The following is a 12392-nucleotide window of genomic DNA, read 5'->3' on the forward strand; positions in this document are numbered from 1 at the left end:
AGGGCTTACGCATGATAATTTTCAACTCTCAATTCTCAATTTTCAATTATTTAGATATATTGATTTACAATCATCTCATAAAGCTCTTGCTTACCGCTGATTTGCTTCGGCTCGCCATCACGCAAGGCGATTGTACGAAGATCTTCTAATGTAAGCTTGCCATCCTCGAAAGCCTTACCCTCGCCGGCATCGAAGCTAGCGTAACGCTCGGCACGCATCTTGCGGTAGTCTGAGTTCTCAAGGATGTCGGCGGCGATCATCAAGGCACGGGCAAAAGCGTCCATACCGCCGATATGAGCGATAAAGATATCATCCAAATCCGTAGAATTACGACGGGTCTTAGCGTCGAAGTTCGTACCGCCGGTAGTCAAACCGCCTCCCTCAAGGATCACCAGCCAAGCCTGTGCCAACTCATAGATATCCATCGGGAATTGATCTGTATCCCAGCCATTCTGGTAATCACCACGGTTTGCGTCGATACTGCACAACATACCGGCATCGGCGGCGGCTTGCAACTCATGCTCGAAAGTATGCCCGGCCAAGGTGGCGTGGTTCACCTCGATATTCAGAGCGAAATCCTTATCCAATCCATAATGGCGAAGGAAGCCGATCACGGTCTCCGAATCCACGTCATATTGATGTTTGGTCGGTTCCATCGGTTTCGGCTCGATCAGGAACGTACCCTTGAAACCATTCTTACGGCCATAATCACGGGCCATCGTCAGCATCATGGCCAAATGATCTTTCTCACGTTTCATGTTCGTGTTCAACAGGCTCATATAACCTTCGCGGCCACCCCAGAACACATAATTCTCGCCACCTAAGGCGATACAAGCGTCGATAGCGTTCTTGATCTGCGTGCCGGCACATGCCACGGTCGGGAAATAAGGATTCGTAGCGGCACCATTCATATAGCGCTTATGTCCGAACACGTTGGCGGTAGACCATAGAAGCTTCTTCCCGGTAGCGGCCTGATGCTCCTTGGCGTGTTCTACCATGATCTGCAAACGTTTCTCGAACTCGGCCAACGTAGGTCCCTCATCCACCACATCCACATCGTGGAAGCAATAGTAAGGAATATTACATTTGGTCATGAACTCGAAAGCAGCATCCATCTTGTATTTCGCACGAGTGATAGCATCCGTGCTGTCGTTCCAAGGGAATGACTTCGTTCCACCGCCAAACTGATCACCTCCCTCGGCACACAGCGTATGCCAATAAGCCATAGCGAAGCGTAAATGATCCTTTAGCGTCTTACCCATAACTACCTTATCCGCATCATAATAATGAAATGCCAACGGATTTTTCGACTCACGTCCCTCAAACTGAATCTGTCCGATTCCCGGGAAAAATTCTTTCTCTCCTTTAAAGTAACTCATAACAATACAAATTAAAATATAACTATTTTTTAGTTGACAGTTGCCTCAATTCGTTCTTTCCAAATATCGAACGCCCCGCAATAAGCATTCGCCTTGAGACCATCCGGTTCGATCACATTGATCTTCTTCAGGGAAGCGAACGCTTCCTCCGCGTTCTTGTAGATACCGGCGCCAATACCGGCTCCCTTGGCCGCTCCTACCGCGCCATTCGTATCATATAGCTCGATCACCGTGCCCGTCACGCCCGCCAAGGCATCCCGGAAGATCGGGCTCAAGAATAAGTTCGCGTTCCCAGCCCGGATTACCTGAATATCGATCCCCATCTCATTCATGATATCCATACCATATTTAAAGGCGAACACGATACCCTCTTGCGCCGCCCTAGCTATATGAGCCTTGGTATGTATATTGAAATTCAATCCATGAATCGAGCAGTCGACCTGCTTATTCTGCAACATACGCTCCGCTCCGTTGCCGAACGGCAAGATCGAGAGGCCCTCGCTACCGATAGGAACCGTAGCCGCCAAATCATTCAATTCATTATAGTTAATACCTTCCGGCGCTATATTCCGTTTGATCCAAGAATTAAGGATACCGACCCCGTTGATACACAGCAAAACACCCAGACGAGTCTGTTCCATCGTATGGTTCACGTGGGCAAACGTATTCACACGGGAAAGCGTATCGTAATTCACCTTGCCGTTCACGCCATACACGACTCCGGAAGTCCCGCCGGTAGCCGCTATCTCACCCGGATTCAGCACATTCAACGATAAAGCGTTATTCGGCTGGTCGCCCGCACGATAGGTAACCGGCGTACCTTTCTTCAAGCCCAACTCGGCGGCAACCGAGGCGGTAACCTCGCCCTGCAAGCCGAATGTCGGACGGATATCGGCGATCAGATCCTTCCGGAATCCATAATAACTCATCAAATCCTCCGACAAGGAATTATTCTTGAAATCCCAGAAAATACCTTCCGACAAACCGGAAACCGTAGTCACGATATCCCCCGTTAGGCGCATCGCTATGAAATCTCCCGGCAACATGATCTTATGGATACGGTCGTAAACAGCCGGCTCGTACTCCTTGATCCAAGCCAGTTTGGAAGCGGTGAAATTACCCGGCGAATTCAATAGGTGGGAAAGACATCGCTTCTCGCCTATATTCTTAAACGCACGCTCGCCATAAGGAACGGCACGGCTATCACACCAGATTATAGATGGACGGAGTACCTCCTTCTTCTTGTCTACCACCACCAAACCATGCATCTGGTACGAGATACCGATCGCCTTGATATCCTCTCCTCTCACCTTCGCCTTGCTCATCGCACCTTTTATGGCGATTTTCACGTACGACCACCAATCCTCCGGGTCTTGTTCCGCCCAACCCGGACGCAACGCCTTGATCGGGGCCTCTTCTTTGGGATAAAAATCCGCACCTATCGTTAACCCGGTCCCCTCGTCCACGATAGAGACCTTGATGGAAGAACTTCCAATGTCACATCCTAGCAAACACATAATCGTATGGTATTATATCTTATTAAATTTCGAACGTTGTTGATTATATTTCACCTTATCAAACCGATAATACCGGGCGGCACGATGAGCGACCCCGTCTTGCATATCGTCCGTAGGTACCACATAATCCAGAGAATTCATCTTCTTATGAAAATTACGCACGTCCATCTCGCGATTATAGATCACCTCATACGTTCGCCGGAGCTGGAATGCGGTGAACTTCATCGGCAGATAGTCGAAGACGATGGCAGGTTCCTTCTCCACCCAATTACGGATCTCTTGTATAGCGGCCTCGATGATCTCCTTATGGTCGAACGGCAAACGGGGAAGCTGGTCGATCGGGCACCAACGGATCGAGTCGGACTTATCGACCGGGCACGTTTTCCTGCTGTTCTTACACAAGGCGAGGTAAGCGACCGTGATCAACCGCCCGATCTTCACCTTGGAGGTCGCCTCCAGCCACATCACGTCAAGCCGGTTCGAAGTACGGGTAGGAGAACCGAAACAACGGAATTGCTTCAATTGGACACGTTTCAAGCCTGTCGAATCATTCAATATCCGATAGGCGGCATCATCTAAATCCTCGTTCTCATAGATCAGGCTACCGGGTAGTTTATAGCCGATCAACTCGCCCTCCTCGCTTTTTCGCTTCGCTAACAGCACGGTGAGTTTGTCATCATTGATGCCGAGAAGAACGCAGTCTACGGAAACATAGGGGGAAAGCATTTCTTTATTCTCGTTTTGTGTATCCATGATATCAGTAATTAGATTTGCGCAAATATAGGTATTTTTCTAAATAATGCAATTACAAAAGATCTTTTTTGCACCTCATAACCAATTATTTTTCTGATATTTCAGTATCGTACATCGTACAATATGCTATACAACACATAATGTAGGTAAAACAATTAGTTCGAGGACGAATAATAAGAGTGATCTAACAGACCTCTAACTTTTATTTCCTACATTTGTTATATTTATAAAACATCGGACATGAATCTAAAAAATATATATTTCTCCTGGTTGATCTATTGGGGTAAGATGAAGGGGATACTGAACGGGATAGCGGAAGCGATTATCCTACTCGCCTCCTTAGCCTCTTTCTTCGTGCTAGCCTACCAATTCGGATTTGTCCAGACCGCCGATTCCATCCATATCCTAGAGCATTCCCGTCCTTTCATCCTGCTGGCTTTTTTCACGGGTATAACGCTCCGATACGCGGTAAGGTTCCATGAGATCATACAAGAGAAAATGTTGTATCTCGACATCAGCATCTATTTCCTCTTATTCGCCGTATTATCCGGTAAGATATTTTTCAAGGATATCATCGCACATTCCCTGCCCTATTTATCTTTCCTCACAGAACCTCTCTTCGTATACGTCTTATTACTGTCACTGAGTACGATCCACTTATCCCGGCAGATGTTCACGCTGATGCAGACACGGATCAAGCCCTCGTTGCTTTTCTTGCTCAGTTTCGTGTTCGTGATATTGGTCGGGGCCGGGTTGTTGTCGTTGCCGAACGCTACCACGCACCGGATATCGTTTATCGACGCATTGTTTATCTCCACCACCTCGGTATGCGTAACCGGGCTGACTACCGTCGACGTAGCTACCACTTTCACGCATATCGGGCATATCATCATCATGATATTGATACAGATCGGCGGTATCGGGGTAATGACGTTTACCTCTTTCTTCGCCCTTTCCTTTATGGGGAAATCCTCTTTCACAAGCAAGATGATGCTGAAAGACATGTTGAATGAAGACCGTACCGGGGGATTGTTTCGGGTCATCCTAAACATCCTCTTCGTGACCTTGTTCATCGAAGGGGTCGGCGCATACTTCATTTACATGGACGTGCGGGGAAGCTTACCGGGAGGTACACGGCAGGAATTATTCTACGCCCTGTTTCACGCCGTATCCGCTTTTTGCAACGCGGGGATCTCTACCTTGAGCGGCAATATGTACGACCCGCTGGTGGCAGATAAATATAACCTTCATTTCTGGATAGCCGTGTTGATCATATCCGGAGGCTTGGGATTCCCGATCGTCTTCAATTACTTGAAATTGCTGCACCACTTATTGATGAACGGCGTCAAGATCTTGATCGGAAAACAAAAGCATTATATCCATACGCCCCGTATCATCAACGTACATACGTATATCGTTGTTATATCCACCTTGATCCTGTTAGTTACCGGAACGGCTTTCTACCTCTTCTTCGAGTACGACAATACCTTGGCCGGGCTGCCCCTGCGGGGGAAATTGGCCAATGCGTTCTTAGGCGCCGTCACGCCCAGGACTGCGGGTTTCAACGTGGCAGACATGGCAACCTTGGCCCCTCCTACCTTGATGCTGACATTGATCCTTATGGTAATCGGGGCCGCTCCCATGTCTACCGGTGGCGGATTGAAGGTGACCACCGTGTTCGTGGCTTTGGCCACGACCCTAAACGCCGCACGAGAGAAAGATAAAGTGGAAGTGAGAAAACGGGAGATCGCCCCATCCGCCATCCGCAGGGCATTCGCTATCATCATGTTGTATTTCATGTGGGTAGCGATCGCTACATGGATATTATCCTATACCGAGAAGGGAGCGCCGCCGTTTTCCTTACTGTTCGAGGTCGTCTCTGCCCTGAGTACCGTAGGTTTGAGCATCGATTATACCCCTCACCTCACTCCTATCGGGAAGATCATCATTATCAGCACGATGTTGATCGGACGTATCGGGGTATTGACTTTCCTCGTGGGCTTCTGCAAGGAGTACGCAAAAAAGAATTATACATATCCACAAGAGAATATATTAATGTAAAAGCAAGATAACATGAAATACTTAGTAATCGGACTCGGGAATCTAGGACGTGCGATAGCGAAAGACCTGACACGTGTCGGCAATGAGGTGATCGGCGTAGACAAGGATCTGCATCGGGTAGACATGCTGAAGAACGACATCGCAGGCACGATCGCCTTGGATTCTACGGATAAAGAGGCCTTGAACACATTACCCTTGAGCGAGATGGACGCTATCATCGTTACATTCGGCAAGGATTTCGGGGCCTCCGTTCAGACCGTCGCTTTATTGAAAAGCCTGGATGCGGGCAAGCTGATCGTGCGTGCGATCTCCTCGATCCATGAGACGGTGATCCGTGCGATCGGGGTAAGCGAGATCATCACGCCGGAAGAGGATTTCTCCACGATGTATACCTCCCAAGCTTCTTTAGGCGGCTTACTCCGGCATTGGTATAAAGTTACCGACACGGAGCATCTCTATAAGATCAAGACACCGGCTACCCTCGCTGGGCAGACGATCCGGAATATCGATTTCGAGGAGAATTTCGGCATCCACCTGGTAGCGATCGAACGGCCTTACCTAAAAAAGAACCTGATCGGCCTCACGCAAACAGAATATAAGGTAATCAGCCACATCACCGAGGAGCTGGTAGTAGAGGCAGATGACTTACTGATCCTGTTCGGGAAGATGGAGCTATTGAATAAAATAGCCGACATCTAAAGATCAACACCGGCACTCTCACCAAACGCAAACGATACAAAAGACACGGAACAAACAGGCGTACATGGATCTGTTCTTATCAAGAACCGAATAAATCCGCACTCGCCAGCCTGTCCCGTGTCTCAGATATCCTGCGGTCAGGCCCCCGCTATCTCTATCGTATAGGAGGCATCGAAAACCTCTCCCGATTCCAAATGCCATACCCAATCCCGGTCTTTATACTCACCCGTATAATCCACCCGGTCACAACGCCCGTACCAAGGCTCGATACAGACAAACGGAGCGTTTTTCGTAGGTGGAGACCATAACCCCACTACCGGAGCGGTAAAGGTCAGCGACAGATACGGGCGTTTCTCCACATCCAATAAATCCACTCGCTTAACCTGGCTATTCTCCAAGATAAACGTATCGATATCGAACGTATGGATATTCAACGGCAACAATCCATCCGCATCCAAAGGAACCGGACGAACCACGTCTCCCACACACCCTTTCTCTACCAGCGCACGGTATTCGAGATCTTTTTTCACGTCGAAAGCGAAATACCCCCGATCCGGTTGATCCGCCTCGTAATTCGGATACAGAAAAGCCGGATGAGCGCCGATCTGGAAATGCATCGTCTGGTCTCCCGTATTCTTCACGTGCCAAAGCACCTCTACCTTATTGCCTTCCAGACGATACCCGATCTCTAAAAGGAAGGGGAACGGATAGACTCTCAGTGTGTCCGGCGTACTTTCCAAGGCGAAGCACAGCTCGCTCTCGGTCTCATGGATCAACGAAAAATCCATATCCCGGGCAAAACCGTGCTGCGACAAGTGATACACGTTTCCCTCGTTTCGATACTCGGCGTTCCATACACTCCCTACGATCGGGAACAACACCGGGGAATGACGTTTCCAGAAAGCGGGGTCCGCTTGCCAGAGATACTCCTTTCCCGTAGCGTTCGCCACGATACTACTCAATTCCGCTCCATGTCCGGCAACACGGATCGTCAGTTCTTGATTTGATAATGTCTTCATTCTTTATGATAAGTTTAGTAATTGTTCGGCGGGAAGCCCTTTGCTTTTCAAGAAACCATTCAAGGTTCCAAATAATAATGGTTGTCGCTGGAACTCTTCCAGGTAGACTCGTCTCAGGCATTCTACCGGCAACGTTACCGGAAGGTATGGGATCAAGTTTCCACACTCGTAACGGTAGCTAGCCTCTTCCGGAGACCGAAGCAGGGCCAGCCGCCATTCCTTATCCTCGATCGATGAAGGATGCTTCACCTCCAGGCAAGCGTTACATAACATCGAGAAAAAACGGGAACCTGGGGTAAAACCCGTATGTTCCTCATCGAAAAAGAAGGTATCGTATTCCTTTTCCAACTGCGCCATAAAATGATTCAAGACAGGTTCTTTCTCATATTTACACGACAACAGGGAATAATTCTCGAACAGGCAAAGCTCACCCAGCGACTGATAATCCAGCTCAAGGACCAAAGAAGGCTCGGCAGAGTGCCTCGGGTTACCCCGTCTCTCATACAAGGGAATCACGTACATACCTATTTCCGGGCCTACCAGCATCCGGCTATCCTGCCTGAAAAAGGGCATCGCTTGCTTACTTTTTTCTACGGGTATCCCCTTACGTTCCTCATACAAGCCAATGGATTCACGGAGCAAGGAAAGTCCATACTCTACCTCCTCCGGTGGTACGAGATGCATCAACCCAACCGCCGGGATCGTGAAAGAGGAACCCGGCCCCGAAGTTTTCTCCATACTCTCGACAAAAGAGTTCAACGAGACTCTACAATATAAAACCATACGATCTATTTTTGCCTCGCAAGGTAAAAAATATTATCCTAACCGATATGCCATCCGGCAAGAAATATATACTCTTGATTATTTTTGCCGGTAAATAATTAGAGAGTAAACCTCTTTCAGAAATAAACGACAAAAAGGACAACCCTTTATTAACTATAAACCGAGTCAACCTTTTTTATAGATTGGACGGAAAGTAGTCAACTAAAATCGTTAAACTACATATTGTACAAACTTACTTGAAAAGTCTCCCCCCTGTTTATCCAAGTGTAATTTCAGTTTCTTCTAAACGAAACTTTAGTTTCACGTACGGGAAACTTTAGTTTCTTCATAATGAAACTATCGTTACCTACGAATGAAACTGTTGGTACTTGCCTTACATATCAAAATAATCATTACCTTTGTTCAGCGTAACAAACGAGCCCAAAAAGACCGTGCCGTAAATCAAATACAAACCAATATAGCATACAATTATGAAACGTCGTGATTTTTTAAAGACCAGCGTCATCGCGAGCGCAGCTCTATCCTTGAACTTCGAGGGGTTGCAAGCGGCCCTTTCCACGAACACCGTAGCCGTAGAGAAAGCCCCCGATATGGTGGCCGTCATGGGAGGCGAGCCGGAAGTGATGCTAGATAAAGCCCTAGAAGCCTTCGGTGGTATCGGGAACTTTGTAAAGAGAGGGCAAAAGATCGTGATCAAGCCAAATATCGGCTGGGACCGTTCCCCGGAATTGGCCGGTAACACAAATCCCAAACTAGTGAAAGCCCTGGTCAAGAAATGCCTGGAGGCCGGAGCCTCTAAAGTGACCGTATTCGACCACACTTGCGATAACTGGCAGAAATGCTACGAGACGAGCGGGATCGCCGAGGCCGTGAAAGAGGCCGGAGGTATCATCATGCCCGCCAACGACGAGAAATATTTCAAGGAGGTATCCATCCCGGGAGGCGTGAACTTAAAAAGCGCCAAGATACACGAGGCCTTGATCGAGGCAGACGCATGGATCAACGTTCCTGTATTGAAGAACCACGGTGGGGCGAAGATGACTTGCGCCATGAAGAATTACATGGGGATCGTGTGGGACCGCCGTTTCTTCCACCAAAACGACTTGCAACAATGTATCGCTGATATCTGCACTTGGCAGAAGAGACCGGTATTGAATATCGTAGACGCTTATCGCATCGTGCACCAGAACGGCCCGCAGGGTAAGAGCGCCGCCGATGTAGCTATCTTGAAATCCTTGATCGCTTCCCCGAACATCGTCGCTATCGATACCGCCGCCCTCCGCTTGTTCAACCAGGTGAAGAAGCTGGACATGGCCGCCGTGGGGCATATCGGTAAAGGAGAGGCCTTAAAACTGGGTACGACGAACCTAGATAATGTCACGATCAAACGTATTAAGATATAATCGAGGATGAAGAAGCCCAACTACTTAAAAGGATTGCGGGTCGTACTCGCGATCCTCATTTTCGTACCCATACTTCTATTCTTCGTCGATTTCGCCGATGTATTGCCAGACAGCTTGCACGTATTGTTGCATCTCCAAGTCATGCCCGCTATCTTAGGGGGAATAGCGGGGGTGCTAGCCTTTCAATTCATACTGGCTTTATTGTTTGGCCGGATCTATTGCTCGGTGATTTGCCCGGCGGGAGTATTGCAAGATATTATCAACCGGGTTTTCTGTATCGGGAAGAAGAAAAAGAAGGGGGCACGCAGGTTCAGCTATCATAAGCCCATGAACATCTTACGGTATTCGATCCTCGGGCTGACTTTCGTGCCGGCTGTTTTCGGGATTATCGAATTGTGCACGTTACTAGATCCGTACAGCAACTTCGGCCGTATAGCGAACAACCTGTTCCGTCCGGTCGTCATGTGGATAAACAATCTGCTGGCCGACGGGTTGGCGCGGATGGATAACTATACGCTTTACCACGTCACGATCAGTAACGTGACAGCGTTCGGCGTGATATCCGCTTCGGTAGCGTTGCTCGTATTTATCGTCATGGTCGTTTTCCGGGGAAGACTGTTCTGCAACACGCTTTGTCCGGTAGGAACCTTGTTGAGCCTCATCTCCCGGTACTCGCTCTTCCGGATCTCCTTCGACAAGGAGGCCTGTACGCATTGCGGCAATTGCGAGCATACCTGCAAGGCAGAAGCGATCGACAGCAAGGACCTCACCGTAGATACTTCCCGTTGCGTGGATTGCTTCAACTGCGTGTCATCGTGTGCCAAAGGAGGATTGCGATATCGTTTCAATCCTTCTTTCAAGAAAGAGACCGAAGCAGCGTGTGGACAAGCAGGCGCAGCACAACAGGCTACCACCCCGAACAGCCGCCGCACATTCCTTACGGCAGGAGCGACCGTAGCGGCCTCCCTGCCGATCGTATCCGCTATCGCCGAGGGTATGGAGAAACAGCATGGCGAGGGGAAACGTCAGCGTAAGAGACACGGCAAGAGATGGCCTCCCATCGTACCGCCGGGAGCGATCAGCATAGAGCGTTTCAAGGACGTATGTACCGGATGCCAGATTTGCGTGACCCAATGCCCGAGCCACGTGCTTCGCCCCACGGGATTGGAGTATGGCCTCGATTATATGTTGAAACCCCGTGTCGCGTACATCGACAGTTATTGCAATTACGAATGCACGGTCTGCTCGGAGGTTTGCCCCACGCATGCGATAATGCCGCTTACCAAGGAGGAGAAAGCGACCACGCAAGTAGGTATCGCCACCTTCTTCATCAACCGTTGCATCGTGAAGACGGAGGGGACGGATTGCGGGGCTTGCTCGGAGCATTGCCCAACCCAAGCCGTACATATGGTTCCTTACGAGGGTACGCTGACCATCCCGCAGGTAAACCCCGATCTATGCATCGGTTGCGGCGGTTGCGAATCGATCTGTCCCGTACGCCCGATGAGAGCGATCATCATCAAGGCGAACGAGGTTCACAAGTTCGTGGAGAAGCCTAAAGAGGAAGAGGTGAAAAAGGTAGAAATAGATGACTTCGGATTCTAAGAGAAAAATGCTACCTTTGTCACAAATTTTTGATACATGACATTTGAACTACAGTATAACGATACGAAATCGAACGCTAGGGCGGGCTTGATTACCACCGACCACGGGGTAATCGAGACGCCTATTTTTATGCCCGTAGGTACGCAGGGCACGGTGAAGGGAGTACACATGACCGAGCTGAAAGAAGACACAAAAGCGCAGATCATCTTGGGTAACACCTACCACCTGTATCTCCGTCCCGGCATACAGATCTTGGAACAGGCCGGGGGCTTGCATAAGTTTAATACCTGGGACCGCCCGATATTGACCGATAGCGGAGGATTTCAAGTATTCTCACTCTCCGACAACCGCAAACTGCACGAGCAGGGTGCCGAGTTCCGTTCACATATCGATGGTTCCAAGCATATGTTCACACCGGAGAAGGTGATGGATATCGAACGCTCCATCGGCGCGGATATCATCATGGCCTTCGACGAGTGTTGCCCGGGAGACGCCGATTACGATTACGCCAAGCAGTCGCTGGGGCTGACGGAACGTTGGCTGGATCGTTGCTTCGCCCGCTTCAACAGCACGGAGCCGAAATACGGATACCGGCAAAGCCTCTTCCCGATCGTACAGGGGTGTGTCTATACGGAATTACGGCAGAGAGCGGCGGAGAACGTAGCCAAGAAAGGTGCCGACGGCAACGCCATCGGAGGATTGGCCGTAGGCGAGCCTACCGATAAGATGTACGAGATGATCGAGGTCGTGAACGAGATCTTGCCGAAAGACAAGCCTCGATACTTGATGGGCGTAGGTACCCCGATCAATCTGCTGGAAGGGATCGAGCGGGGCATCGACATGTTCGACTGCATCATGCCTACCCGCAACGGGCGCAACGGACAGCTTTTCACCCGCTTCGGCACCATCAATATGCGCAACAAGAAATGGGAGAACGATTTCTCGCCGGTCGATCCGGACGGGCATTCTTACGTGGATACCTTATACAGCAAGGCTTACCTGCACCACTTGATCAAGGCGAAAGAGATGTTGGGCTTGCAGATCGCCTCCATCCATAACCTCGCCTTCTACCTCTGGCTGGTGAAAGAAGCGAGGGCGCATATCATCGCCGGCGATTTTACGACGTGGAAAAGCGGTATGGTCCGTCAATTAGCGAACCGGTTATAAAAAACG

At 49.5% G+C, this 12392-nt stretch carries 10 protein-coding genes; 5 read left to right on the forward strand and 5 right to left on the reverse strand.

Annotated features, from left to right (window positions below; all coding sequences use genetic code 11):
- Nucleotides 1-50: 50 nt before the first annotated feature.
- Genes xylA through Q0110_RS10615 form a run of 3 tightly spaced genes read right to left on the reverse strand, consistent with a single transcriptional unit; the run spans nucleotide 51 to nucleotide 3649 of the window.
- Nucleotides 51-1379, reverse strand: coding sequence for a xylose isomerase (gene xylA / locus Q0110_RS10605; protein ID WP_297906121.1), 1329 nt, complete (start codon nucleotides 1377-1379; stop codon nucleotides 51-53).
- 29 nt (nucleotides 1380-1408) lie between these two features.
- Nucleotides 1409-2896: an FGGY family carbohydrate kinase gene (locus Q0110_RS10610; protein WP_297906122.1), complete on the reverse strand. Its 1488-nt coding sequence runs from the start codon at nucleotides 2894-2896 to the stop codon at nucleotides 1409-1411.
- 12 nt (nucleotides 2897-2908) lie between these two features.
- Nucleotides 2909-3649, reverse strand: coding sequence for an NUDIX domain-containing protein (locus Q0110_RS10615; protein ID WP_297906123.1), 741 nt, complete (start codon nucleotides 3647-3649; stop codon nucleotides 2909-2911).
- Between the two features lie 240 nt (nucleotides 3650-3889).
- Between Q0110_RS10615 and Q0110_RS10620 the strand changes: the two genes are divergently transcribed.
- Both Q0110_RS10620 and Q0110_RS10625 read left to right on the forward strand, forming a co-directional pair.
- A complete protein-coding gene (locus Q0110_RS10620) occupies nucleotides 3890-5710 on the forward strand; it encodes a potassium transporter TrkG (RefSeq protein ID WP_297906124.1) in 1821 nt (606 codons plus the stop codon).
- A 12-nt stretch (nucleotides 5711-5722) separates the two neighbouring features.
- Nucleotides 5723-6409: a TrkA family potassium uptake protein gene (locus Q0110_RS10625; RefSeq protein ID WP_297906125.1), complete on the forward strand. Its 687-nt coding sequence runs from the start codon at nucleotides 5723-5725 to the stop codon at nucleotides 6407-6409.
- A gap of 137 nt (nucleotides 6410-6546) precedes the next feature.
- Here the strand turns inward: Q0110_RS10625 and Q0110_RS10630 are convergent, their stop codons facing one another.
- Both Q0110_RS10630 and Q0110_RS10635 read right to left on the reverse strand, forming a co-directional pair.
- Nucleotides 6547-7428 (reverse strand): aldose 1-epimerase family protein, encoded by an 882-nt coding sequence (locus Q0110_RS10630; protein ID WP_297906126.1) that lies wholly within the window; start codon nucleotides 7426-7428, stop codon nucleotides 6547-6549.
- Between the two features lie 3 nt (nucleotides 7429-7431).
- A complete protein-coding gene (locus Q0110_RS10635) occupies nucleotides 7432-8211 on the reverse strand; it encodes a hypothetical protein (RefSeq protein WP_297906127.1) in 780 nt (259 codons plus the stop codon).
- A gap of 470 nt (nucleotides 8212-8681) precedes the next feature.
- On the opposite strand from Q0110_RS10635, the gene Q0110_RS10640 reads away from it, so the two are divergent.
- Genes Q0110_RS10640 through tgt form a run of 3 tightly spaced genes read left to right on the forward strand, consistent with a single transcriptional unit; the run spans nucleotide 8682 to nucleotide 12386 of the window.
- On the forward strand, nucleotides 8682-9614 hold the full coding sequence (locus Q0110_RS10640) for a DUF362 domain-containing protein (protein WP_297906128.1): 933 nt from the start codon (nucleotides 8682-8684) through the stop codon (nucleotides 9612-9614).
- Between the two features lie 6 nt (nucleotides 9615-9620).
- The gene (locus Q0110_RS10645) at nucleotides 9621-11219 is read left to right on the forward strand and encodes a 4Fe-4S dicluster domain-containing protein (protein WP_297906129.1); all 1599 of its coding nucleotides are present in this window, start codon (nucleotides 9621-9623) and stop codon (nucleotides 11217-11219) included.
- A 36-nt stretch (nucleotides 11220-11255) separates the two neighbouring features.
- A complete protein-coding gene (gene tgt / locus Q0110_RS10650) occupies nucleotides 11256-12386 on the forward strand; it encodes a tRNA guanosine(34) transglycosylase Tgt (protein ID WP_297906130.1) in 1131 nt (376 codons plus the stop codon).
- Nucleotides 12387-12392: the final 6 nt, after the last annotated feature.

It is taken from the genome of uncultured Parabacteroides sp. (genome assembly GCF_947855115.1).
Classification (GTDB): Bacteria; Bacteroidota; Bacteroidia; order Bacteroidales; family Tannerellaceae; genus Parabacteroides.